The sequence below is a fragment of the Butyricicoccus sp. AM05-1 genome, from assembly GCF_003474415.1.
GTDB classification, from domain to species: domain Bacteria; phylum Bacillota; class Clostridia; order Oscillospirales; family Butyricicoccaceae; genus Agathobaculum; species Agathobaculum butyriciproducens.
The window spans coordinates 571,669-595,082 of the sequence record NZ_QUDG01000001.1 but is presented as its reverse complement, the minus strand read 5'-3'; the positions used below and the strand labels follow the sequence as shown (position 1 = coordinate 595,082).

At 47.7% G+C, this 23,414-nt stretch carries 22 protein-coding genes, 2 tRNA genes and 3 pseudogenes; 15 read left to right on the top strand and 12 right to left on the bottom strand.

Translation table 11 applies throughout. The features are described 5' to 3' along the window. Window positions 1-163: 163 nt before the first annotated feature. A pseudogene (locus DW088_RS03375) lies at window positions 164-1,333 on the bottom strand (IS256 family transposase). A gap of 470 nt (window positions 1,334-1,803) precedes the next feature. Here DW088_RS03375 and DW088_RS03370 point away from each other — a divergent pair. Beyond that, window positions 1,804-2,529, top strand: coding sequence for an IS256 family transposase (locus DW088_RS03370; protein ID WP_118359481.1), 726 nt, complete (start codon window positions 1,804-1,806; stop codon window positions 2,527-2,529). A 515-nt stretch (window positions 2,530-3,044) separates the two neighbouring features. Here DW088_RS03370 and DW088_RS03365 read toward each other — a convergent pair. Continuing rightward, window positions 3,045-4,382, bottom strand: a complete 1,338-nt coding sequence (locus tag DW088_RS03365) for a hypothetical protein (RefSeq protein ID WP_118359479.1) — start codon at window positions 4,380-4,382, stop codon at window positions 3,045-3,047. Then, entirely contained in the window at window positions 4,379-4,897 is a 519-nt protein-coding gene (locus DW088_RS03360) for a hypothetical protein (RefSeq protein ID WP_118359477.1), read from the bottom strand. The genes DW088_RS03365 and DW088_RS03360 overlap by 4 nt, the downstream gene beginning before the upstream one ends. A 213-nt stretch (window positions 4,898-5,110) precedes the next feature. Between DW088_RS03360 and DW088_RS03355 the strand changes: the two are divergent. From DW088_RS03355 to DW088_RS03340, 4 genes and pseudogenes are all read left to right on the top strand, one after another. Continuing rightward, window positions 5,111-5,338: pseudogene (locus DW088_RS03355) on the top strand (transposase); the annotation flags it as partial. A gap of 31 nt (window positions 5,339-5,369) precedes the next feature. Next, the gene (locus DW088_RS16700) at window positions 5,370-5,594 is read left to right on the top strand and encodes a transposase (protein WP_118359473.1); all 225 of its coding nucleotides are present in this window, start codon (window positions 5,370-5,372) and stop codon (window positions 5,592-5,594) included. 835 nt (window positions 5,595-6,429) lie between these two features. After that, on the top strand, window positions 6,430-9,648 hold the full coding sequence (locus DW088_RS03345; protein WP_158574594.1) for an S-layer homology domain-containing protein: 3,219 nt from the start codon (window positions 6,430-6,432) through the stop codon (window positions 9,646-9,648). 164 nt (window positions 9,649-9,812) lie between these two features. Then, window positions 9,813-9,888, top strand: a tRNA-Val gene (locus DW088_RS03340). Window positions 9,889-10,011: 123 nt separating this feature from the next. Here DW088_RS03340 and DW088_RS16015 read toward each other — a convergent pair. The 5 genes from DW088_RS16015 to DW088_RS03320 all read right to left on the bottom strand — a co-directional run bounded on the left by DW088_RS16015 (window position 10,012) and on the right by DW088_RS03320 (window position 13,699). Further along, entirely contained in the window at window positions 10,012-10,176 is a 165-nt protein-coding gene (locus tag DW088_RS16015) for a hypothetical protein (RefSeq protein WP_199720396.1), read from the bottom strand. Beyond that, window positions 10,177-11,538 carry an FtsK/SpoIIIE domain-containing protein gene (locus DW088_RS03335; protein WP_118359469.1) on the bottom strand — a complete coding sequence of 454 codons (1,362 nt, stop codon included), beginning with the start codon at window positions 11,536-11,538 and terminating at the stop codon, window positions 10,177-10,179. Window positions 11,539-11,701: 163 nt separating this feature from the next. Beyond that, entirely contained in the window at window positions 11,702-12,712 is a 1,011-nt protein-coding gene (locus tag DW088_RS03330; protein WP_118359467.1) for a hypothetical protein, read from the bottom strand. A gap of 65 nt (window positions 12,713-12,777) precedes the next feature. Next, the gene (locus DW088_RS03325) at window positions 12,778-13,092 is read right to left on the bottom strand and encodes a hypothetical protein (protein ID WP_118359465.1); all 315 of its coding nucleotides are present in this window, start codon (window positions 13,090-13,092) and stop codon (window positions 12,778-12,780) included. 148 nt (window positions 13,093-13,240) lie between these two features. Beyond that, on the bottom strand, window positions 13,241-13,699 hold the full coding sequence (locus DW088_RS03320) for a hypothetical protein (protein WP_118359463.1): 459 nt from the start codon (window positions 13,697-13,699) through the stop codon (window positions 13,241-13,243). Between the two features lie 512 nt (window positions 13,700-14,211). Between DW088_RS03320 and DW088_RS03315 the strand changes: the two genes are divergently transcribed. The 4 genes from DW088_RS03315 (at window position 14,212) to DW088_RS03295 (ending at window position 18,864) form a co-directional block, all read left to right on the top strand. Further along, window positions 14,212-15,366, top strand: a complete 1,155-nt coding sequence (locus tag DW088_RS03315; RefSeq protein WP_118359461.1) for a DNA cytosine methyltransferase — start codon at window positions 14,212-14,214, stop codon at window positions 15,364-15,366. Further along, entirely contained in the window at window positions 15,366-16,229 is an 864-nt protein-coding gene (locus tag DW088_RS03310) for a hypothetical protein (RefSeq protein WP_118359459.1), read from the top strand. The genes DW088_RS03315 and DW088_RS03310 overlap by 1 nt, the downstream gene beginning before the upstream one ends. Window positions 16,230-17,005: 776 nt before the next feature. Beyond that, on the top strand, window positions 17,006-17,374 hold the full coding sequence (locus DW088_RS03300) for a helix-turn-helix domain-containing protein (RefSeq protein WP_118359455.1): 369 nt from the start codon (window positions 17,006-17,008) through the stop codon (window positions 17,372-17,374). Continuing rightward, entirely contained in the window at window positions 17,371-18,864 is a 1,494-nt protein-coding gene (locus DW088_RS03295; protein WP_118359453.1) for a recombinase family protein, read from the top strand. The genes DW088_RS03300 and DW088_RS03295 overlap by 4 nt, the downstream gene beginning before the upstream one ends. Window positions 18,865-18,975: 111 nt before the next feature. Here the strand turns inward: DW088_RS03295 and DW088_RS03290 are convergent, their stop codons facing one another. After that, entirely contained in the window at window positions 18,976-19,212 is a 237-nt protein-coding gene (locus tag DW088_RS03290; RefSeq protein WP_118359451.1) for a tyrosine-type recombinase/integrase, read from the bottom strand. A gap of 311 nt (window positions 19,213-19,523) precedes the next feature. Next, complete coding sequence (locus DW088_RS03285; protein WP_118359449.1) at window positions 19,524-19,892, bottom strand: S24 family peptidase; 369 nt, start codon at window positions 19,890-19,892, stop codon at window positions 19,524-19,526. A 191-nt stretch (window positions 19,893-20,083) separates the two neighbouring features. Here DW088_RS03285 and DW088_RS03280 point away from each other — a divergent pair, with 191 nt between their 5' ends. The 5 genes and pseudogenes from DW088_RS03280 to DW088_RS16180 all read left to right on the top strand — a co-directional run bounded on the left by DW088_RS03280 (window position 20,084) and on the right by DW088_RS16180 (window position 21,104). Next, window positions 20,084-20,287: a hypothetical protein gene (locus DW088_RS03280; protein WP_147356540.1), complete on the top strand. Its 204-nt coding sequence runs from the start codon at window positions 20,084-20,086 to the stop codon at window positions 20,285-20,287. A 116-nt stretch (window positions 20,288-20,403) separates the two neighbouring features. Next, window positions 20,404-20,622, top strand: coding sequence for a hypothetical protein (locus tag DW088_RS15810; RefSeq protein WP_158574593.1), 219 nt, complete (start codon window positions 20,404-20,406; stop codon window positions 20,620-20,622). Next, window positions 20,580-20,675 (top strand): annotated as a pseudogene (locus tag DW088_RS16190) (ssDNA-binding protein); the annotation flags it as partial. The gene DW088_RS15810 and the pseudogene DW088_RS16190, both read left to right, overlap by 43 nt. Before the next feature lie 107 nt (window positions 20,676-20,782). Next, window positions 20,783-20,950, top strand: coding sequence for a hypothetical protein (locus DW088_RS16185; protein ID WP_407926648.1), 168 nt, complete (start codon window positions 20,783-20,785; stop codon window positions 20,948-20,950). 1 nt (window position 20,951) lies between these two features. Beyond that, window positions 20,952-21,104 (top strand): hypothetical protein, encoded by a 153-nt coding sequence (locus DW088_RS16180; protein WP_243022706.1) that lies wholly within the window; start codon window positions 20,952-20,954, stop codon window positions 21,102-21,104. 92 nt (window positions 21,105-21,196) lie between these two features. Here DW088_RS16180 and DW088_RS03270 read toward each other — a convergent pair whose 3' ends face one another. Both DW088_RS03270 and DW088_RS03265 read right to left on the bottom strand, forming a co-directional pair. Beyond that, the gene (locus tag DW088_RS03270; protein ID WP_118359443.1) at window positions 21,197-21,460 is read right to left on the bottom strand and encodes a DUF1653 domain-containing protein; all 264 of its coding nucleotides are present in this window, start codon (window positions 21,458-21,460) and stop codon (window positions 21,197-21,199) included. Between the two features lie 144 nt (window positions 21,461-21,604). Continuing rightward, a tRNA-Ala gene (locus DW088_RS03265) sits at window positions 21,605-21,681 on the bottom strand. A gap of 281 nt (window positions 21,682-21,962) precedes the next feature. On the opposite strand from DW088_RS03265, the gene DW088_RS03260 reads away from it, so the two are divergent. Beyond that, on the top strand, window positions 21,963-23,375 hold the full coding sequence (locus tag DW088_RS03260) for a glycine--tRNA ligase (RefSeq protein ID WP_118359441.1): 1,413 nt from the start codon (window positions 21,963-21,965) through the stop codon (window positions 23,373-23,375). Window positions 23,376-23,414 lie beyond the last annotated feature (39 nt).

Below are 23,414 nucleotides of genomic sequence, written 5' to 3'. Positions count from 1 at the left end.
AATAATCGCAAACAGTGCGGCAACATCTATGATTTCGACAAAGATCTGTATACGAATTGACAAAATGCGTGGCCAAGATTATATCACATGCGTGCATCTAATAGACTCGGTCCCGTCAAGATTTATGCGCAAAATTGTTTGCAGGTTCTCCGGCTGAGTGAAGTCAGCCGGCAATGAAGGCGTCGTCCAGCGCCGTCTCCGAGTGCTTCATGTTCATATATTTTTTCTGCCCCACTGCGCGCCCGCCACATGGCGAAGCCAAGCGCAGACCAGCATCAGAGCAGAGTTGCCGTCAGGGAACGTCCCCACCACGCGGGTTCTGCGGCGGATCTCACGGTTCAGCCGCTCGATCACATTGTTGGTGCGGATGCGCGTCCAATGCTCACTGGGAAAATCGCAGTAGGTCAGCGTCTCCTCAACTTGGCAGCCTCCTTCAGCTTCATGGCGCGCAGTTCGGCAACGACCGCTTTAGCCTTGTCGCGGGACGCCTTTTTGCTCTTCTGGGCGTGGATCGCCTTAGGCATTTTTGCCACAATTTTGACCTTGGATTTAGGCACAACAGAGAAAACATTGCGGTAGAAATGCACCGTGCAGCGCTGGTATTTAGCGTCCGGGAACACCTCGCCCACGGCCTCCAGCATCCCCATGCACTTGTCGCCGACGATGAGTTTTACGCCGTCCAAGCGCGTCCGCGGAGCCACTGGAAGAAGCTGACCTAGCTGGCCTTGTCCTCTTTCATTCCCTCAGCGGCGCCTAAAACCTCATGGAAACCGTCATCATTCACGGCGATTGCCACCCAAATGGCTATATTTTCATACTCTCCGCCCCAGTTGCGGCGCAGGAGATGCCGTCCACGTAGACGTATGGATAGCGTCCGTCCTGCAAGGGGCGGTTCCGCCAGTCCTCGATGTGAACGTAGGCTTTCTTGTTCGGTTCACTGATGATGGCGGGCGAGACCTTGCTGACCCACAGCGCCTCGGTGATGTCCTCTACCCGGTGCACGGAGACGCCTGCCAGATACATCTCGATGAGGGCCTCCTCCAGCTGCTCTCCCGGCAGAGATACCGTTCGATGATGGCAGTCTCAAAGGATACGCCCTTGAGTCGCGGCATATGGAGCGTGACGTCACCAGAGGCGGTGGTGAGATTCCGGTCATAGTGGCCGCTGCGGTAGCCATGCGGACCTTGCTGCGCTCGTAGCGGGCAGCCTGTGTCAAGGACTCCGTCTCTTTTTCCAGCAGTTCGTTCAGGGTTTCCTCCACGCTGCTGCGGACCAATTCCTTGATTTTCTCCTTGATAATTTCCTCATTCAGCTGTACAATTCTCTCGGACATAGTTTGTTGTCTCCTTTCAGAATGGTGTGTGGTAACTTCCTTCTACCAGAGCCTGCAAGCTATGTCTTCTTTTATGCGGTTTTCAATTTGCGCAACTTATTGTACCTTATCATATGAATCAGGAAGAATAGCATGGATTTAAGGAGAAACTAAACGATAGTGTATAATCAAGTTCGCAAAAGCAAACAGAAAATAGACAAGCCATCAAGGCTCCTATAAAATGATAGTTGTCGAAAAAATCATGATGTAAAGGAGAGACACTAATGGCTCACAAAAATAATCGCAAATTGCAATATCAAGTTGAGCATTTCATCTGCTAGAATCAGTCTGGTAAAGGCTAGATTGGGCGGACTCCATCCCAAACTTCGTGTAAACCTCCAACAAGGTGTAGAATAGAAGCAGGATGGCGGAGGTAATCACAATGGCAAGAAGGAAAAGAACCCCCAGAAGAAAACGCACGTCGCGAAAAAATCCGTGAGCTGCTGCAGCTGGCGAATGTAGGCAGCAAGAACAAGGACACGGATAACAGCCGGAACGGGCACAGCAGAAAAACCCTGCGCACCAGTTTTGGCGATGTAGAGGTATCTGTGCCGCGAGATCGCAAGAGCGAATTTGAACCCAAGGTGCTGAGAAAAAATCAGACCAGCATCAGCCAGGACATCGAGGACATTTTCATTGCCTGCACGGATAATTTGATCGGTTTCTCTGCGGCGATCGAGGCGGTCTATCCCAAAACGGAAACCCAGAACTGCATCATCCATCAGCTTCGAAATTCCAGCAAATATGTCTCCTACAAGGATTTGAAGGCACTTATGGCTGACTTGAAAGCAGTCTACGCAGCGGTAGATGAACCGGCTGCTTTGGACGCGTTAGACACGTTCGCAGAACACTGGGACAAGAAATACCCCAAAATTTCTCAGTCGTGGAGGGATAACTGGGCAAATCTCAGTACCTATTTCAAGTTTCCTCAAGAACTTCGGCGGCTGATCTATACGACCAACACGATCGAAGGCTTCAACCGTCAGCTCAGGAAGGTAAACAAGTCGAAATCCGTGTTTCCAACCGATGACAGCCTTTTCAAAATGCTGTATTTGGCGATGATCGACATCACGAAAAAGTGGACCGGCCGCAGACAGGACTGGAGCATGATTCATACCCAGTTGGCAATCTATTTTGAGGCTCGGATGCCTGGGTAATAACCCGGCTTGAAGGTCAAGGGGCGCTACGCCGCCGGCGAGGCTCCAATGGACGAGGGTGCCCCTTGACTTCCGCCCCCGTTGGCGTTATGTTGTAGACAAGGCGGGCGCAGCCAGCGCCGCTCCCGCCTTGAAATATAAGTTCTATTTTATACCGCATTTTGGCGGTTACACAGAATTCGGGATAGTCCCTCTAAATAATATATTCCGAGAGTACAACCCTTTTTGTAGCGAATTTTCATCTTCTCCATCCTTTGCAAAATTTATCATTTTGCTCTGTAAATCGGTTCCAGTTTAATTAATCATATAGCAAATAGGCTGTGTTTTCAATAATTACACCTTGAAAACACAGCCTATTGCGCTTATATAGAAGTAGAACTTTTCACAGTTCTGCCTAGCATTCTCCGGTTTGTACACTAAATTACTGATCCGACTCCGGGCTTCCCTTATTTAAGCCATCTGCAAACCACTGCCTGCCGCATACTCACAAACTGCAAGGCGCCTCATTGCCGCTCTCAAAACCGCCACAATCCCTTTCTGAAATTCACATCGAAAAATTCCCGTGCGGTCTGCAGGTTCATCACGACCCACTCACGAGATTTATGGGCCTCCAGTGTTTCCGGCAATTCTTTCATCAGGCGGTCCGCTTCATACGGTACACCCGCATTGTAACGCAGTTCATTGCTGTGCTTATTCACAACAAACGACTTTTTGCTCGTCCGCCATGCATTTTGAATCAACTTGATCGCGTATTTGCCGGTAACGTGCTCACTGAAATAATTCTCCAGTGAAAGCGTTCGGATATAATCCGGCAGCACATCACTGCCAAACTGCTGCATGACAGCAACGATAATCTCCGAGGAAATCTGTAAAATATCCGGTGCCTCGGTTTCATCATCCTTTAGCTGATCGAGTAAATCCGGCATTTGTTCCAGCATTCTGCGTAAGTATTCCCGATAGAATGCTGTGCCGATCTTCTGCTGCACCGAGCGTACCACGTTGCTGCGCATCACTTCGGTATTGGTCAGACCCGCTTCTACACGACAGATAACTGTTCGGCGAATGACCTCCGGTGCAACCGCTTTTACATCCTCGTTAGCACTGATGACAACCGCAGAATAATGTGTCAAATGATCGCTCACACCAAAATCATCATTCTTGATAGTTTCGATCGCGTGCTGATTAAAGCGTGTATTCGTCAAGTCATCTACAATGATCGGGGCACCTTGCACGGTTCGTTTCAGGTTTTCAATACCAGATCGGGTAAAATCCGGTGCCGAAATCTTAGGTTTCTGGCCGATCATCATTTTGAGCAGTGTTTCCAGAAAGCTGGTCTTCCCGGCCTTGCTCTGTCCATAAACCAAGCCAAATACCGGATACGGCAACCGCTGCTGATCAAACCTTGCTGCCATATCGCGCATCGTTGCCATCAGCGGCGAACAAAAGAACCAGTTCGCAAACTCAAAATACCGATACTGCATCCCCTCATAATCACCATGAAAACGGCTGTATCCGTCCATATAATCGCGGAATAACCCTACATCATGGCGAATCTCCTCTTCTGTCGGATGCAGGTTCAGTGCCTCGCCATTCAGAGTGGCACTTTGCTTATCCGCATCGATTATCAACTGCGGGTATTCACTTCTCAGTTCTTTTTCTTTAATCTTCTCATTTTGGATTTGCCGCCGCAGCTTGACAATCTGTGTCGCCGAAATGATCGTTTTGCCCTGTTTACTTGTTTTCTTATCCTGCCTAGGCATATACGGCTTCAGTTTATCCGCCAGATTATGTACATCCAGAATAAATTTGACTTCCGTCGCATCATCCGCAGTTGCCTCTGTCAGCTCGATCACAAAGACTTTATTCGCCTTGATTGTGCCGGCAATGGGCAGTTCATCAATATTTTCGCCCGCATCTGCATATTGCAGCGCTTTCGGCCATCTGCCGTCTCCAACAGATACAGTTTTTCGTGGGAAACCGTACCGCGGGATACATAAAACCGAACTTCTCCCTTATCCATACGGGCAAGCAGATCATTCATTTTTTCACTTGACTGCTCGCGCATTCGCTCGATCAGCTTATCTTGATAAGCAATAATCTGATTCATGGACGAGGAAAGGATATGCTCACAGCCAAAGATAATCTCCGCATGATCGAACATATCCAGCAGCTGATACACAAAATTCAGGCCGGAGGAAAATGTAATGGCGTGAATGGTATCAAATCCCTCAAACAATTCCTGCCATGTGACAGTGTGCGCCTGCTTGTACCCCATCTCCACTACGTCAAGTTTGCTGCCTCGCTTTTTGTTTGGTGCCGATTTTTCTTTTTCATCTACCAAGGAAAACAAATTCAGGTTATCGTCCATTGATATTACCCCGCTTTTTTATATTTTTGTGTGATCCTATGCTGTTGTTTTGTACCCTTTCTGCTATGGATTGTTATATTTTTGCTCCTGCATCCGCCATATATGGCTGTTTGGTAATCAAGTTCGCAAAAGCAAACAGAGAATGGACAAGCCATTAGGGCTCCTGTAAAATGATAGTTGTCGAAAAAATCATGATGTAAAGGAGAGACCCTAATGGCTCACAAAAAGAATACCACAAATCTGACAGAATTGCTACTGCAATGTGTGACGCAGCCGGATCCGATGCTGAGTATGCTGGAATGGCTGTGCATAGAGCTGATGGAGGCAGAGGTCGATCAGCAGCTGGGAGCAGAGAAGAGCCAGCGCACGGACGGCAGGAGCGGATACCGCAGCGGTTATCGTCCTCGTCGTTTGGATACCCGAATGGGCACGATGTACCTCGCTGGATGCGTGGAAAAACTCATCTTCCAACATGATTGAGAGATTGAATCGTGAAATCTGGAGACGTACCAGCGTGATTGGAATCTTTCCGAATAAAAGTTCCTATGTTCGTCTGGTGACAACGTATCTCATGGAATACGCCGAGGACTGGTCTGCTTCCAGAGTAAATATACAGCGCTCGTGTTTTTCGTCTTATTATTGCTCATCAACGGCGCAGCTCTGTGAAAAGCTTCACGGTGTTTTCTTGCACTTATAGAATATTTATACGAAACGCAGATAAATGAACGCATAGTCATTAAACGAAAAACATCAGATAGTATATATGGAAATGACATAATAGAGAATTAGTAGTCGTTTTTAAGATAATAACATAAATATGCAAATATGAATATTCTGCCGAATAAAAGGCACACTGCATAAGTGGATGAGACACGAAGAAACAGACTAACGACTGGCTGTGCTTTATGGAAAATGCTGAATATTATGTGTCGAATTTTGTCGATTACAATATTGACGCATATGAAACCTCATGGTAAGCTAAATAAAAATATGTGTATGCTCTGCGAAAAATTGTGCAGAGTGCAGTGAACGAAGCGTATGCAATCGTCAAATCCCAGCTTGCGGGTCAGGAGGAAAACGTGAAACGTCTTAAAACGGCATTTTCGACGGTCTTGGCGCTCTCGATGGCGCTCGGCATGGTAGTCGTTCCTGCGGGAGCGGCCGACGGTACTTATCAGAATGCGGTTTATCCGGAACGGATATGTAGAAAGGCTCAACCAACTACATCAATCCGAATCAATCGAAATGGTACACCCGTAGTTGAAAAGTCGATTACTGTTTCGATTCCAACTGGTGATGAGCCATACAAGGATATGTATACGGCGGATGCACTTTTCCAGGATCTGACGGTCAACCACGAAGCAACATGCAATATTTCATTGTATGCAGAAGATAAAACAATAGTGGACGAAAACACGAATAATGGTGTCACATTTCGTAGGGAAGAAGAACCAAATAAGCAGACAAACAAAATAGATGTGCACTGGGACATGATTGTTACTTGTAATGCAAAAGCAGGGCAAACATATCATATGAAAGCCGAGTGTAATGGTTTATCTGACGAACTCGAGATTGTTTTAATCTCAGAAGAAGGTTCAAAAGAAGAAACACCGATTATAGACTGGATTACGTCGGCTAAGGGCACATACGGCCAGACCTGGAATGAAATGGTTGATGCTTCCGGCTGCAGTGCAACGCTGAACGGCGCAGACCTGTCCGGCAGATTCGAGGTTATAAACGGTGATACCGTCCCGAATATCGGGGACAAATATCGGCTCAAATTTGCGTCGGAGAACGGTAAGTACATCGTGGAAAGCGAGGAGTATTCTGCAGAAATCCAACCGAAAGCGCTTACAATTACGGCGGAAAGTGCAGAGAAAGTGTACGATGGCGAACCTCTGGTGAGAAATTCATACATGGCAGACGGGCTGGTAAACGGCGATGAAATTACCAAGGTTATAGTATCTGGAACACTGACCGATGCTGGAGAAATGTCAAATGTGCCAAGTGGCGCGAAAATAAGCAGAAATGATACAGATAAGACGGGAAATTATGCAATTACTTACGTCAATGGTACGTTGAAAGTTACTCCGCGGGATATTGCGGACGCGCAGATTGATATGAAGCAGACCGAGTATGTGTATAACGAAAGTGCGCATAATCCTAAGCCGATCGTTATGATAAATGGAAAAGAATTGTTAAATGGTACGGATTTTGAGCTTTCCTACGCCAATAATGTAAACTGCGGTACGGCAACGGTGACAATTAGCGGTAAGGGTAATTACACCGGAAAAGTTGAGGAAACGTTCCAAATCACGCAGAAAATACCGGAAAAGGACGTGGATTACAAAGTTGCGCTGCCTGCGGATCCAATATATGACGGCAAGCCTCGTGAGGCGTCTGTGTGGACGAAAACAGGTGTTGGCGAGGTCACAGTTTGGTACAACGACAGCACGGCTTTGCCGGTTCATGCCGGAACTTACAACGTGGCGGTCGAGATTGCATCGAGTGACAATTTTTCTGCGGTCAAACGGATGGATATCGGCAGCTTTTCAATCAATAGGCGCACGATTTCTTTGGATACAGCAGTGCTGAAAATCGAAGACAAGACATACAACGGACGCGATGATGATGCGCAGATTAGCGGTCTGGCGTTCAGCAACCTACCGGATGGCGCGGTACTGAGCGAGGGCACGGATTACACATTCGCTACGCGCTACGCATCTGCTGAAGTCGGCGAGAGGGACGTGACGATTGCAGTTACACTTACGAATGAAAATTACACGCTGAAAGACGGAAACTGCATCGTAAAAGGTAAAATCCTGCCTAAAACAGTCGAACTTGTTGTAATTGCGAAGGATGCAGTTTATACCGGCCTGCCGTACAGCGAGGGCAATCTGACCTGCTCGGGCACGTCCGCGCCGACGTATCGCTACTACGCCGACAGCAACGGCGCAAAAAGCAATCAACTGGACGGTGCACCGATCAACGCTGGAACTTACTGGGTGGAAGCGTATGCACCGGAAACGAGCAGTACGGCTTCCGCAACCTCGCAAGCGGTTCGGTTTCATATTGAAAAAGCGCCGCTGTGTATTCGCGCTAAGGGTAAAACAATAACCTATGGAGAAACGTTAAGTGATAATGGTGCGGAAATCAACGGATTCGTGAACAATGAGAACGAAAACGTGCTTTCGGGTCTGAACTATGCGTTTGACTATGCGCAGTTTAGCGATATTGGAACTTACACGATTATTCCGATGGACGCAAAAGCCGAAAATTACAAAATTACATACGAAAACGGCGTGTTGACCGTACAGCCGAAGCCTGTTGAGATAAAATGGAACAGCGAGAGTATTTTCTATTATGATAGCACGCCGAAGTCGGTCACGGCAGAAACGATTGGCGCGGTGAACGGAGATGCGCTTACTGCCATAATCGAGGACGGCAGCCGGACCGAAATCGGGGAGTACACCGCACGCGCGGTCGCTCTGGCAGGCGGAAAGGCGCGTAACTATGTGCTGCCCGAGGCACAAACCTTCTCGTTTCAGATCAAGAAGGCGCTCGAGACGGCAACTGTCACGCCGAGTACCGTTACTGCCGTAATCGACGGCCTGACGATTCGACTGACCGGCTTTGCGACCGAGCCGATCACGGTTTCTGCGCCGGATGCCGTGGCCGCGGGCGATACGCTGACCATCCATGGCGTGACGTACACGATCGACCGTTCTGCAGTGGACGTGCGCCGCGCGGAGATCACGTTCGTGTTTGCGGACAGCAGTGCGCAGACCAACGTTTATGGCGCGGGAGATATCGGAACGGCGTTTCCGGCCGACAGTAAGTGCGGATACACGTTTGACGGGTGGAAAATCGGTGATAAAACGTACACGACGCTGACGGAGGAAGCACTTACTAAACTGAACGGCACGCAGACTGCAGCACCGGTGTTCACCGCTCAGCAGAGTGGCGGAACGAGCGGCAGTGGCGGCGGCGGTCCGGTTCGCACGCCGACCGGTGCGGTGACTGCGGCTAAGAGTGAGCACGGCGAGGTCTCAATCACGCCGGAAAACGCAGCCAAAGGCAGCACAGTGATGATTAAAGCTGTGCCAAAGGAAGGCTATGCGCTCAAAACAATCGCGGTTACCGACCAGAGCGGCAAGCCGGTCGCAGTGACGGAGAAGGACGGTCAGTTTACATTCGTCATGCCTGCGTGCAATGTCACGCTTACGCCTATTTTCGAGAGACAGCCTGCTCAAAATGTGAGCTTCGATGACGTCAAGCCAACCGAGTGGTACGCCGATGCCGTGCACTGTGTTGTGGAAAAGGGTCTGATGAGCGGTACAGGTACGGATGCGTTCTCGCCGGATGGCACGACCACGCGCGGTATGCTGATGACGATTCTCGCACGGTACGCGGGTGCGGATACGACCGGCGGTGCAAGCTGGTACGAGAAGGGCATGGCGTGGGCGCAGTCGGCAGGCATTTCGGATGGCCGCGTGCCGGAGGCTGGCATTACACGAGAGCAGCTCGTCACCATGCTGTACCGCTATGCGGATGCTCCCGAAGCCAGTGGCACACTGGATGCCTTTGCGGATGCGGATACCGTCAGCGCCTATGCGGCTGATGCCATGCGATGGGCGGCGGCGAACGGAATCGTCAACGGCTCGCACGGCAGACTGAATCCACAGGGGAATGCCACCCGCGCACAGGCTGCGGCAATGCTGATGCGGTTCTGCGAAAATATGGAACAATAAAATAATACATTGCGCCGCGCATGTCGGAGAGTGCTGTGCGCGGTGTAAATTTTCGGGTCTAAAAATTTTTTGGAGTTTTTTCAGAAAATGTGTTGACAGATTCGTAATTCTGTTATATACTAAACAAGTCGTCAGGGATGAGACAACGACGACAACGACCCGATGGAAGTTTAGCTCAGCTGGGAGAGCATCTGCCTTACAAGCAGAGGGTCACAGGTTCGAGCCCTGTAACTTCCACCAAACAAGAGAAATCCGAACCATCTTATTCAAGTAAAAGATGTGTTCGGATTTTTCATTTCTATCAATGTAATTTTGTAATGATACAGACAAAGGGCGGGAACCGAGGTTCCTGCCCTTGTTGATTTATTCGGACTTTTCTTTAGAGGCTTGCTTCTGTTTCCAAGCGGCGTATTCTCGCTGTCCTTCCTCGGACGCAAAAAATGCTTGAATTTCGGGGAGCAGCAGCCGTGCCAGCGCGTCAATCTCATGTTGGGGAATGCCGGTGCCGTAATCCTCGGTGTGCTTCATTCAAATCGTCCCCCAATCGACAGATGACTCGTCGAACCAGTATCCTTGAAACACAGTACCATTACTGTCAATAAAGCGACCCTGTGCGTCAGAGGGGATTTCATCGGCGGCAGATGTATTATCGAGAATTATCATAGACAAAACATTGTCAGCGCGGCCGCAAACTCGATAACCAATGTTGTTTTTGATTTGGCCGGATAAGATATTGGCATCGGGACGCTGTGTTGCCAATATCAGGTGAATACCAAACGCGCGACCGAGGCGTGCAATGGTTGCGATGCGGCTCTCGATTTGTGCGACCTGCTCCTTTTCTTCTTTGCTCAAGCCGGTCTTGTCAAGAACCTCGGCAACCTCATCAACTGCAAATACTATACGATGGAGTGGTTCTGTATCATTGAGCGTGTAGAGTGGGTTGACGTTGAAATCAAAAATGTTGTTACAATCGTCTTTTGAGGCGAACAACGCCTTACGTTGGTTTAACTCATCTACTAGATAGTTAAGATAGGTTAACAGTGTAGCGCGGTCGAAAATCATCTGGCAGTTAGGGTGATTTTTCCAATGCGCCGAGAAGTCTACGCCGCCTTTAAAATCTGCGATGGTGACATCGACATTTTGTTTTTGGAGGAGCTGCATAAGAATGAGCCGCAGCAATACGGTTTTGCCTGAACCCGTCGAACCGCCGATTAGCAGGTGCGGTGTTACATTAAGATCGACGATAACCTGTTCCAAGAGGCTTTGTCCCAGAGCTATCTTACATACCGGAATTTGGGTGTTCAGCATTGTATCCTGCCAGATGATTTTATCTGCCAATCCTTGGTCAGCAGGGACAGTATACAGACGAATACCTTGCTTTCCCTCTATTTCTTCCACCTTGGCCAGATGAACATTTAGAGCTGCCTCGATAGCGGTTTTCTTGTTCTCCCAAATGGATTTGTCGATGCCGCAGGCGAGAAATTCAAGACAATCTACTTGTCGAAAAGTTGCTCGACCACGATATGGATATTCGCGCAATAAAAGCGGAACCTCTCCGGCCGCATTGCAAAAACCGATGCGCGAAAGATTGTTATGTGTGCGATATGCAACTTTGGGTGTACCATGATACAAAACATAGCACAACAGCCCGATGAGCGTGATAGAAGCGTTAAGAAGCTGTACGCCAACATTGAGCGGTCCCTCAATAGGGTTGCCGGTAAAAATGTGCTTCGTGAGGACGTGACACAGCAGCGCCAGTGCCAGAATGACCAGCACGCCCATCTGCTTGCGCGGATTGGATATAATCTGCTTGATTCCTTCGCTAAAACGATAACCGGCATAGCGTAGAGTGGTTTCGCTGATGAGTTCAGCTTTTTTGTTGTTTGTCATTATAGGTTCCTACCTTTCTCGGTGTAACGAAGTCATGATGTTTTGTAACGGCTTTCGTTACATCGTTATGTGCGAAAAACCTTGATTTTACAGGACTTTTTGGGGTTTTGTAACTGTAACAAAGTGGCGGGGGTAATACTATCCCGCCACTTCGCCATATAGCTTATTCGAGCGACTTCCTCAAATCTGTAATATCATTGTAGAAGTCCATTAGCGTGAAAAACTGCCGACGTTGATGATTACAGTCAAAATAGAAGTATGTTAAGTCGGTTATGCGCCGACGCAGCTGTTCGTATGTATCGGTCGGACGCTTATGGTATGAAACCATTTCTTGGTATAGCTGCTCAGGTGCGAACACGCTCGTAATATACACTTCATTCCAAAGCGCATAGGTATTGGAATAACGCACTGAAACTTGGCGTTTGTAGCGGTCAAGTAAGGCAAGAAGCCCTGCATATGAAATGCTGTCTTCCTTTAACTCATCGACAAAAAGAATAGGTTGTCCAGCATATTTATCGAAAGTACCGTTATCGAGATTGGTGACAAAATAAATATTGTCCTCGCTTACGCTCTCGCAGAGACGAACAAAAGTATAGCTTTTTCCAGTGCCAGACGCTCCGCACAGCCAATGAACCTTGACTTCACGAATGGGCGGCGTTTTCTTGAGAAGTCGTGCAAAATATTCGTCCCGAATGATTTTTTCGAACCTGCGAAAATGAATGTTGCGCGACATGATTTGTTCAGGGGTTTTACCTTCATCGAGCAGAGCGACAATTTCATCGAGATCTGATCGCTTGCCTTGGGCGCCCTTAATCTCGCCAGCACGAACCAAGCACAAGACTTTCTCACCTTTTTCATCGTAAGGAGTCCTCTTGTTGATGTAATCATCGGCTTGCTTTTTGCTCCCCTTCGTCGGCTCCAAATGGGCGCCACAAGCATAGGCCTTCTTCACAGCACTAAATCGCATAGCATCTTCGGACTCGACGACCATGTGGATATGTGGAAGTCCAGCCGCTGATAGGCAGTAGGTCCATGCGCCGGACCTTGTGGTACTGCTACCAATCCAATCGTCACGCATCTTTTCACAGATTTCCTGTGGCGTTCCTGAGTAACCGTGATCTTCTGGGTTGGCCAAGACCGCGAACCAAGACTTGCTAACCTGATTGTTGGCCATTCAATTCCTCCTTTCAAAAATATGGGGCTGCCACCTTTGAAAGGCAGCAGCCCGATTGTTACGACTTACTCGACAGTGAGGGCTTCGATGGACGATGCTGTTGCCACAATGCGGCACTTGCCGCTGATGACATAAGCCTTGAGAACAAGGTCTTTCACCACAACGGGACTGTCGAACGCCAGATTTTCGGGTGCCTGGGGCACCGTCACATAAAGCGTTGAATATCCGCGGTCGAGCATGACTACCTCGCAACGATAACCCTTGATTTTCTGTGTCGGCTGGCCGTTTGCGTATTCGTACGCCGGTTTGAAACCGAGGAAGCGGAAGTGGTCGCCGACCGTTGCCGGGGCATCAATGATGAGCTGATTGAGTTTCAGCATTGGTTTTCACCTCTTTTCTCGTTAGCAATTTTGGTTTCATCTACCATGACGCCATATTATCATTTCGTCAACGTCGCGCGCTAAGTGCAAAATGGAATAACTTCGAGAAAGTAAAAAATATGGCCGCAGAAATTCTGCAGCCATATTTTCATAAGAACTTTTCGAGTTCTGTCCAGTCAGAGCCGGTATAATTTGCGCGAAGAAAGTCGTTCGCAAAATCTAAATAGCGTTCTGGCTGGGACTTATACTTGTTCTGCAAGTCTGGATTGGTTGCGTACAGGCGGATAAGCTGACGATAGAGGTCATGTAGCGGATTAGCCGGAGAGAGCGCACGCTCGCGCCGAGCCATTAAATCTGCTGCCTGCTCTTCGTTTAGTCCTAATGCCAAGCAAATCTTCACAAGTTGATAAACCGGGACATTCTTTCGGGCTTTCGACGAATGTATATTTACGATTTTATTCAGCTCGGATTGCTCAATTCTCGCAAGAGTTGCAAGTCTATTTTCACTCAAGCCGAGCTTATTTAGATACCAGAATATATGCTCCGTAAATGTTGATTTCTCATCTAATGATTGCGGTGCTAATCTACGCTTCGGAAATTCCGCCACGCGAAAGCAACCTTAGGATTAGATAACCATGCTATCGGAGAAGTCCAATGGTTGATTGACGATACAAGACTGGATTGAACCAGTCCGGATTGTGTGCCAAACTGCACACAGTAAAACTAAACGCACTATCAGTTCACCTCCGATTCAGGGTACGATAAGTTTAATTGACACCTCCTATCATTATTTATTGAGTTTGATTACGCAAACTCCGACAGCACTTTCGATTTTCCTCCTTAAAATATGCATTAAAAAACAAAAAACGCAAAGGACGAATTAAATCCTTTGCGTTAAGTTAACTTGAAATTTTGTGAAAAGGGTGTAACACACCCTCATCGATCCTCTTATAGCTTACCTATAAGTATATCACTGTTTTCGCTGAAGTCAACCCTTTTCTTTCACTTTCCGGGGGTGGTTGTTCTTGATTTTTCGACTGGATTTTCCTATGATTTTGTGCTATAATAAAATAGGTTTTTGTGTCTTCTTAATGGGCACATATAGCAAAGGAGAACACTATGTATTATACAGTCGACCTATTCTCGGGTGCAGGTGGAATCACTGAGGGATTTTGCAGACAAGGACAGTATACTTGTGTTTGCGCGAATGATTGTGACCCTTGTGCAAGAGATACTTTTACATATAACCATCCGGGTGTCCCCTACATCCTCAAAGATGTTAGAGAAGTTACCGGGAAAGAAATCAAAGATATTATCAAGGACAAGTGCAACTCTGTTGATGTTATCACAGGCGGACCACCTTGCCAAGGGTTTAGCCTTGCTGGACAGAGATTGACGGATGACCCTCGCAATATGTTGTTTAGAGAGTACATCCGTATTGCAAAATCACTACAGCCAAAAGTTATATTTTTTGAGAATGTTTACGGAATTCTTTCAATGCAGAAAGGAAATGTTCTCAAAGCTATAATTGCTGAATTTGACGAGATTGGCTATGAGTGCCAATATAAAATTATCAATGCAGCTGATTACGGAGTACCTCAAGCAAGACCCAGATTTGTGCTGATTGGAGTCAGAAAAGGCTATGGGGTTAAAATCACATTCCCCGCCCCCACACATGGCCCAACAAAAGAGGGTACATATCAAGTAAATCTTTTCCAAAAAGATTTACTCCCGTATGTTACTGTTGAGGATGCAATTTCGGATTTACCTAAGCTTGACCAAGGCGAAGGCGAAATGGAACTGCTACATACCAATGAGCCAACAAATGATTATCAGCGTGAACGCAGAGGACATAGAACCCCAGGAACTCTTTTCGGCCATAAGGCTACAAGACACTCAAAAGAAATTCAGTACAGGTATTCATTGATACCTCAAGGCTCAACTAATGCTTGCCTTCCACCAGAGATACGCACTAAGAAGAACAATGTTTATAAGTTGGATATGACACAGCCTGCAAGAACAGTGACTTGCAATTTTAGAACAGATTTATTACATCCGACTATGAACCGAGGTATTACTGTACGAGAAGCAGCCCGACTTCAATCATTTGATGATGACTATAAGTTTTTTGGTTGCCTTACAAGAAAAGCAAGATGGCTAACGCAAGATGACCAAGTTGGAAATGCGGTGCCGCCTCTGTTGGCTCAAGCATTTGCCGACCATATCGCAAAGGTTATTCTTCCGCAATTTGAGGGAAAAGAGGTGGACAGCTAATGGCACAATCATATGCTCACATGTATGGCGAAATCATTGGGGACTTTTTTGAAACTTCCTTGATTCACTATCTCAGACCAACTGTTGAGCGCCTTGGGTTCTATTTGGATTATAAGCATGAGCGCCCAGCAAGAGATGGACAAAAAGAAGTCCGTTGGATTGATGCTGGGGGAAATAAGCACAAGCTTGACATTGTCATTGAAGAGAATGGCAGTGAAACTGTGATGGGAACACCAAGGGCATTCATCGAAATGGCTTGGAGAAGATACAGCAAACACTCTAAGAATAAGGTGCAAGAAATTTCCGGGGCAATTGTTCCCCTTGTTGAGAAATACAAGAAATCTGCCCCATTTTATTCGGCGGTTCTATCTGGAGAGTTTACCAATAACGCCCTTGACCAACTACGCTCTCAAGGGTTTGCAGTTTGCTATATTAATTTGGACAAGATGGAAGAAGTTTTTTCCGCTTTTGGAATGACTATCAAGTGGGTAGAAAATACACCTGAAAGCTTGTTCAAAGATATGGTAACAAAATATCAAAAGTTTTCTAAGAAAAAACAAGATGAACTCTACGACAAGTTCGTCACTGTGAATAAAACAGAACTGGAAAATTTCAGGAAGAAATTAGAATTTTCTCTTTCAAGAAAGCTTGAAAATGTTATAATTGTTCCGACACACGGGAGTGCTGTTCCTTTTAACACCGTGGAAGATGCTTGTAAGTTCATAAGCGGCTATGATGAACATAACACCACCGCCCCTGTGCTTTACTACGAAATAAGCATCAGATTCAATACCCAAGAGGAATACTCGTGCAAGTGTAAAGAGAAGACAAGGGCAATTGAGTTCTTAAATAATTATATTTGAAAAAGTATGTGTTGCTGAGGGTATAGATTATCATGAAAGGAGAACGATTGTACTATACTGTGTATCTCAATGCCACGGACGAGATAGTGGCATCAGGCAATGCTGGAGAGTGTGCAAAGCAGTTAAACAAAAATTCGCTGCCATTTTTTACAGTTTGGTGAGCAAGAACAGGGTTGGAGTTCAGAAAAAATACACAGTTGTAACCGAGCCAATTGAGAATAACGAGAGTGAGAGCGAAAGCTGATTGTCACTTATCTATTAATATCTTTCATTATCTTAATGCAGATTTAAGCGACAAATAAGCGACAAGCCACAATATGCAATGTTTCAATGCTACACGAAACAACAATATATAGTAAAATGTTAAAGAAAATGCCCCGTATTTGGTATCAGAATCAAATACGGGGCTGTTGCGATATACTCCTTCTCAAAAGTAACCTATCCATTAATCTGTTTGTCGTTTTGCCATTGTCCCCACAATCAACACTTTAATTACCTCATCTATAAAGCAGCGCAAGGGTAGAGTAGTTTCGGTTAGGAAATTACCGCTGCCGTAGGCTCGGTCAAGAAACTTCAAACTGGAAAAATGCTCTTGAAAGCTACACGGCTTTGCATCACGAGTGCGGCCAGCTGTATGTTGCTTAATATTACCATAATTCGCATTATCGAACAACTTGAAAGTGCACTTTCAAAAATGAATATATAAAAATATCAAATTGATATATTTACAAAAATGTGGTTTCGTGATATGCTGGTATCAACAGGGAGGGCTATACATGGAGCAGATAGGAAAGCGCTTAAGAGAATTGCGTGAGGGTTCGCGGCTGACGCAAACACAGGTTGCGGAGGTTGTTGGCGTTCAGCAGTCACGCATTAACCGCTATGAAAGTGGCAAATCTACGCCGCCGCCGGAGGTTTTTGTTAAGTATGCAGATTTCTTTGACGTTTCAATGGACTATTTATACTGCCGGACTGATAAACCGCAGGGACGGCTGTATAATTTCCAGCCGAAAGTGACGGCAGCACAGGCCATAAAGCATAAAGATATGAAGCAGTTTGTTGAAATGTGTTTTGACCCGAAATCACCGGTCAGCAAGCGCATGAAAGAAACCTTGCTCGAATTGTGGAAGGAGCAATTAAAATGAACGCGGTGATCTATGCTCGATATTCGAGCGACAACCAGCGCGAAGAAAGTATCGAGGGACAACCCCGTGAGTGTACTACCTATTGTCAGAAAAACGATATCGTCATTGTTGGCAGCTATATTGACCGTGCTTTGTCCGCTAAAACCGATAATCGACCCGAATTTCAGCGTATGATAAAGGACAGCGCTAAGGGCGTGTTTGATACCATTGTTGTCTGGAAACTCGACCGCTTTGCCCGTAACCGCTATGATAGCGCACATTACAAACAATTATTACGCAAACGTGGCGTCAAGGTTGTTTCCGCGACCGAAAATATCTCCGATGGTCCAGAGGGTATTATTCTGGAGTCAATGCTTGAAGGTATGGCAGAATATTATTCGGCAGAGTTAGCGGAAAAGGTTGTGCGCGGCCAAACCGAGAACGCGCTGCACTGCAAGTATAATGGCGGTCACGTCGCATTTGGCTACAAAATAGACGCTAACAAAGACTATCAAATCGACTCGATTAACGCTCCAATCGTTCTGGAAATTTTTACTCGCTACGCTGCTGGCGAAACAATGAACCAAATTCGTGATGACTTAAATAGCCGCAGCTTTACGAACTCAAAGGGTGCACCACTCGATGCTAACTTCATTCCAACATTACTGCATAACCGCCGGTATATTGGTGAGTACAAGTATCGTGACATTATTACACCGAACGGCGTCCCTGCTATCATTCCGCAAGAATTATTCGACCGCGTACAGGCTCGGCTCGAAAAGAACCGAAAATCGCCTGCACGATATAAAGCAATCGAGCCTTATTTGCTCGTAAATAAGTTGATTTGTGGGACTTGTGGCGGTATGATGGTAGGTGAAAGCGGCAGAGGCAGCCATAACCAGACTGTGTATCACTACTACCGTTGCACCAATTCTAAAAAGCGCAAGATCTGCACCAGTAGTAGAAAAACAGTCCGCAAACAGGCAATCGAGGACGCAGTTGTTCATGCAGTCATGGCGCGGATTACCGACGATAGCTTTGTTCAGTATGTTGCCGACCGCGTTATGGAGGCGCAGCAGCAGGAAAGCAGTCTGTTGCCGACACTCCGCAAGCAACTTGCAGATACTGAACGCGGTATCAAGAATATGTTGAACGCGATCGAAGCTGGTATTATCACGGAATCTACTAAACAGCGTTTGATTGACTTGGAGAACGCAAAGAAGAAAATCGAAATGGACATCATGCAGGAAGAATTGCAGCATCCGATTATTCCTCGTGATGAGATTGTTTTCTGGATTTGCCGGTTTCGCAAGATGGATATTACCGATATGCAGCAGCGTCAGCAGCTTATTGACTCGTTCGTCAACGCAGTCGTCATTTACGATGACAGAATTTTAATAACGTTTAATTACAAGGACGGCGAGAAAACGATTAAGTTTTCAGAACTGAGTGGTTCGAATTTGGAATGTAATGCTCCATCAACACAAAACCCTCTAAACCATGTGGTTTAGAGGGGTTTTGCTTGTTTATTGCAACTTTTTATGCACTCTACTCGGTTAACGGGTAGAGTGTACTTTTTTGTAAAATGCGCTGCATCAGGCTATTTTCGGCTGTTTGATGTGTCACCTGCTTCCGACGGATTTCTTCTTTGCCTTGCGCTGCTGTGCGTGCTGGAAGTTGATAACCTTGTGCGATGCCTCGGCAAAGGCATCGACGGACAGGTGAGTGTAGATCTGCGACGTCATGGCAATCGACTGGTGACCCGGAAGATCCTTTGCGACATTAAGCGGGACACCGGCGGACTGCAGGTCGGTCGCATAAGTGTGTCGCAGGCAGTATGGCGTTAGATCATCAGCCACAACGACGTTTCCTGGTCGATTGCGCCGATAGCCATCTGTGCACCCATATCGAGATCAAGCGCCTGCTTGAACGAGCGCCACATCTGCTTCATGGACGTTTCGGTGTGTGGTCTGCCGGTAGTCGGCTGCGTAAAAAGATAGCCGCTACTCTTTTCCTCGACCTTGTGCTAGAGATCGCGCGCGGTCTTTACCCGGACGAAATACCGCTTGCCATTATAGCTAAACGTTTTGCGGAAACATCCGTCTAATGTGTTTTTATTGTAAAACATCTTTGGTTGTAAAATAAGAGGGTAGAATGCACTCGCTAACGCTCATCGGTTGCAGCCGGTGGGCGTAATTTTTATATTTAGAACTCGCGTATCAGTACACGCGGGATACCGATAATACGGCATCTTTCCGGGTCGGTGCCCTCGATCCGTCTGGGCGGGTGAGACGGGGTTCAGGGGCACAAGCTTCAGCCAATCTTCGCTCTGAACGTAGTTGATGCGTTTGATGGTGATTTCGTCATCGCCATAGCTGATGACTCCGATCTCGCCGCTGTGGTTCATGGTGTTCTGCTTGAGCACCAGCACGATATCACCATCACGGAAATCAGGATACATACTGTCACCGCGGACATGCATAGCGCAGAAATCCTCCGGCTTGCGGCCCTTGAGATAGGTGTCGGGAACTTCGACCATTTTCTCTTTTGATTCTTTCTCCTAATGTCAGAACAAACACCCTTACTTTATATCAAACATTCGATGGGATGTGATTAGTGTACCACCTGCGTGATTATAAATCACACAAGAAGGTGTAAAACATAAACGCCTGAACCAATCAGGAACTCCGTCAGGGGGGCAAGAACGACCTGATGTGGATGTATTCGAACATGGTATTGCTGACACTGGAGCAAGTCGCAAAAATCTACGGTTTTACCGACAAGCACAAAGCCAAGCGCATAATTGGCGCACCGAGAGTGTCCGGCGAGCATCGCGTGACGCGTACTATCTTGGCGACGTTGCGACCGACATCGTCAAGCGGCGTATTGGCATTGTACGATAAAATGCACAAGAAAGAAGAAGATTCAATGTAAAACAACAACTTCGCAGCCAATCTGGCTGCAGTCGAGAAGCACAGCTGCGGCATCAAGCCGAGCAAGCGTCTTTACTTCTGCTGGACGGAGGAGCAGCTCGAGCAGCTGGCCGCTCTGTGGGATACGGCGTCAAGAACCTGTGGAAGGGCAACCGTCCGCAGATACGCTATCCGGTCATCTACGGCGGCGACGGCATCCGTCCGTCCGGTGAGCCGTTCGTCCCGGAGTGCAAGGGACACTGGGTTACAAGCAGAAGCCGCAGTGCGTGCATATTTCCACCGTCCATGCCGACCTGCTGCCGACTGACGTTTACTCCGGTATGTATGCCCGCGTGACCGTCAACTTCTTCCCGTATGACGCTTCCGGCAACCGCGGCGTAGGTTTCGGTCTGGGCAACGTGTGCAAGACCCGCGACGGCGAACCGCTCGGCAGCCGTGCAAATGCTGTACGGCAGCGTACCCCGGTACGTTTTCGCAGTTGGTGCGGACGGCACTGGTGCCCAAGCCTGGCTACAAATTCGTGGACGCGGACATTTCCGCTATCGAGGCGCGTGTGGTTGCGTGGCTTGCGGGCGAGGAATGGGTCTTGCAGGTTTTCCGCATGCACGACAAGATCTACGAGGCAACCGAAATCCCGTACACGCGAGTGCATTACCGAGAATGAGGTGAACTACATCAAACTGCGGTCGTTGGAACGGGCAGGCTTTATGATCGGGTATGACCCGATTCGCAAGCTGCTGAGCGTCACTGTGCAGGAGCTTGCCGGTCTGGAGGAGCAGACCGTCGAGTATTTGCTGCGGTATCAATCAGTACGGTGAGGACCTCGTGAAGAAGCTGGCGGAGGCGATGGGGAAATAAAGAGAAACCCTTCTGGGAACTGGTTTTATACCGGCTCTCGGAGAGGCTGTTTTTATTCAGTTGGCTGCGGCGTATCTCCATCAAAGACTACATGAGCAAAGCGGAAACGCTGCGTAACATCAGGGTACTTCTCACGATCCACTTCGGAGGCGAACATATCATACGGCCGCGCGTAGATTTTGAAGTCGCCGTAGAGTGCCTGGTAGATTACCAACGGTTCGCCGGTTTCTGTGTGCGTGGCGATGGCAAGAACCTGATATAGTTTGTTCTTGAAGTGTAAGTATTTTTCACCGACCAGAATTTTTCTTGAACCCATTCATATTTCCTCCAATCCTATGTTTTTATTATAACAGAGATAAGGGCAAAGAAAAAGAGCACACCCACAATCAGGTATGCTCTATTCTGGTGGCTAACGCGAAAACATTCCGAACTACGAAAAAGAGTTCGCATCTTCGCGTTATGGTGGACTTGAAGGGGATCGAACCCTCGACCTCTCGGATGCGAACCGAACGCTCTCCCAAACTGAGCTACAAGCCCGAATATATGTGTCAAGAAAAGCGTTTTGAGCAAACTCAACTGAACAGGGAAGAACGGGGACTGATTTCTGTACCGCTTCCGCTCCCAACTGAGCGAATCGCCCGAATGTCAGCTTTTCGCAAGCAATTTACCGATCAAACCAAACTCTATTCGTTTAATTAGCTAAACTACCCTTGACAATTATTAATTATAACGGTAGAATAATTTCATGTCAAGCACTTTTTCCGGTGCAAAGCAAAAACAGCGTGCAGCAGCCAGCTGTGCCAAAAGGAGAATTTAACATGAAAAACAGCGAAAAAACAATGGAAAAGATCGTAGCGCTCTGCAAGGGCCGCGGCTTCGTATACTCCGGCTCGGAGATTTACGGCGGTCTTGCAAACACCTGGGACTACGGTCCGCTCGGCGTTGAGTTCAAGAACAACGTCAAGGCAGCATGGCGCAAGAAATTTGTGCAGGAGAGCCAGTACAATGTAGGTCTTGACTCCGCGATCCTGATGAACCCGATGACCTGGGTTGCTTCTGGTCATGTTGGCGGCTTCTCTGATCCGCTGATGGACTGCAAGGAGTGCAAGGAGCGTTTCCGTGCCGACAAGGTAATTGAGGACTGGTGTGCTGAGAACAACTACGATCTCGGCAAGAGTGTTGATGCGCTCAGCCAGGCTGAGATGAAGGCATTCATTGATGAGCATGAGATCGCATGCCCGACCTGCGGCAAGCACAACTGGACCGACATCCGTCAGTTCAATCTGATGTTCAAGACCTTCCAGGGCGTTACCGAGAACGCGAAGAACGAGCTGTATCTGCGTCCGGAGACCGCACAGGGCATCTTCGTAAACTTCCAGAATATCCAGCGCACCACCCGTAAGAAGATTCCGTTCGGCGTTGGTCAGGTAGGCAAGTCCTTCCGCAACGAGATTACTCCGGGCAACTTCACCTTCCGTACCCGCGAGTTTGAGCAGATGGAACTGGAGTTCTTCTGCAAGCCGGGCACCGACCTTGAGTGGTTCAAGTACTGGAAGGATTACTGCCACAACTTCCTGCTGTCTCTCGGCATGAAGGACGAGAACCTGCGTCTGCGCGACCATGATCCGGAGGAGCTGTCTCACTACTCCAACGCTACCACCGATATCGAGTTTATGTTCCCGTTTGGCTGGGGCGAGCTGTGGGGCATTGCCGACCGCACCAATTTCGACCTGACCCAGCATCAGAACACCTCGGGTGTTTCGATGGAATACTTCGATCAGGAAGCAAATGAGAAGTATATTCCGTATGTTATCGAGCCTTCGCTTGGTGCTGACCGTGTTGCACTGGCCTTCCTGTGCGACGCTTACGACGAGGAAGTCGTAGGTCAGGACAAGAACGGCAAGGACGATGTTCGTACCGTTCTGCGTCTGCATCCGGCTCTGGCACCGTTCAAGGCTGCTGTACTGCCGCTGTCCAAGAAGCTGACCGACAAGGCTATGCCGATCTGGCAGGAGCTGGCTAAGCAGTTCTCTGTTGATTTTGACGATGCAGGCTCTATCGGTAAGCGCTACCGCCGTGAGGACGAGATCGGTACGCCGTACTGCGTAACCGTCGATTTCGAGACCGAGCAGGATGGCTGCGTAACCGTTCGTGACCGTGACACTATGGAGCAGGAGCGCATCAAGATTGAGAAAGTTGCTGCTTATATCGCAAAGAAGATCGAGTTCTGATTTTTCGCTGCTGAACATTGATCATCAAAACCGCTGCAC

What these genes read in the sequence shown, in the direction of transcription:
- DW088_RS03310 (WP_118359459.1), top strand. Translation starts at nt 15,366, where the DNA reads ATGGCACAATCATATGCTCACATGTATGGCGAAATCATTGGGGACTTT.
- DW088_RS03330 (WP_118359467.1), bottom strand. Translation starts at nt 12,712, where the DNA reads ATGGCCAACAATCAGGTTAGCAAGTCTTGGTTCGCGGTCTTGGCCAAC.
- DW088_RS03300 (WP_118359455.1), top strand. Translation starts at nt 17,006, where the DNA reads ATGGAGCAGATAGGAAAGCGCTTAAGAGAATTGCGTGAGGGTTCGCGG.
- DW088_RS03345 (WP_158574594.1), top strand. Translation starts at nt 6,430, where the DNA reads ATGAAAGCCGAGTGTAATGGTTTATCTGACGAACTCGAGATTGTTTTA.
- DW088_RS03360 (WP_118359477.1), bottom strand. Translation starts at nt 4,897, where the DNA reads ATGGACGATAACCTGAATTTGTTTTCCTTGGTAGATGAAAAAGAAAAA.
- DW088_RS16700 (WP_118359473.1), top strand. Translation starts at nt 5,370, where the DNA reads ATGATTGAGAGATTGAATCGTGAAATCTGGAGACGTACCAGCGTGATT.
- DW088_RS03325 (WP_118359465.1), bottom strand. Translation starts at nt 13,092, where the DNA reads ATGCTGAAACTCAATCAGCTCATCATTGATGCCCCGGCAACGGTCGGC.
- DW088_RS03285 (WP_118359449.1), bottom strand. Translation starts at nt 19,892, where the DNA reads ATGGTCGAAGTTCCCGACACCTATCTCAAGGGCCGCAAGCCGGAGGAT.
- DW088_RS03335 (WP_118359469.1), bottom strand. Translation starts at nt 11,538, where the DNA reads ATGACAAACAACAAAAAAGCTGAACTCATCAGCGAAACCACTCTACGC.
- DW088_RS03270 (WP_118359443.1), bottom strand. Translation starts at nt 21,460, where the DNA reads ATGGGTTCAAGAAAAATTCTGGTCGGTGAAAAATACTTACACTTCAAG.
- DW088_RS03295 (WP_118359453.1), top strand. Translation starts at nt 17,371, where the DNA reads ATGAACGCGGTGATCTATGCTCGATATTCGAGCGACAACCAGCGCGAA.
- DW088_RS03280 (WP_147356540.1), top strand. Translation starts at nt 20,084, where the DNA reads ATGGTATTGCTGACACTGGAGCAAGTCGCAAAAATCTACGGTTTTACC.
- DW088_RS16015 (WP_199720396.1), bottom strand. Translation starts at nt 10,176, where the DNA reads ATGAAGCACACCGAGGATTACGGCACCGGCATTCCCCAACATGAGATT.
- DW088_RS03260 (WP_118359441.1), top strand. Translation starts at nt 21,963, where the DNA reads ATGAAAAACAGCGAAAAAACAATGGAAAAGATCGTAGCGCTCTGCAAG.
- DW088_RS03315 (WP_118359461.1), top strand. Translation starts at nt 14,212, where the DNA reads ATGTATTATACAGTCGACCTATTCTCGGGTGCAGGTGGAATCACTGAG.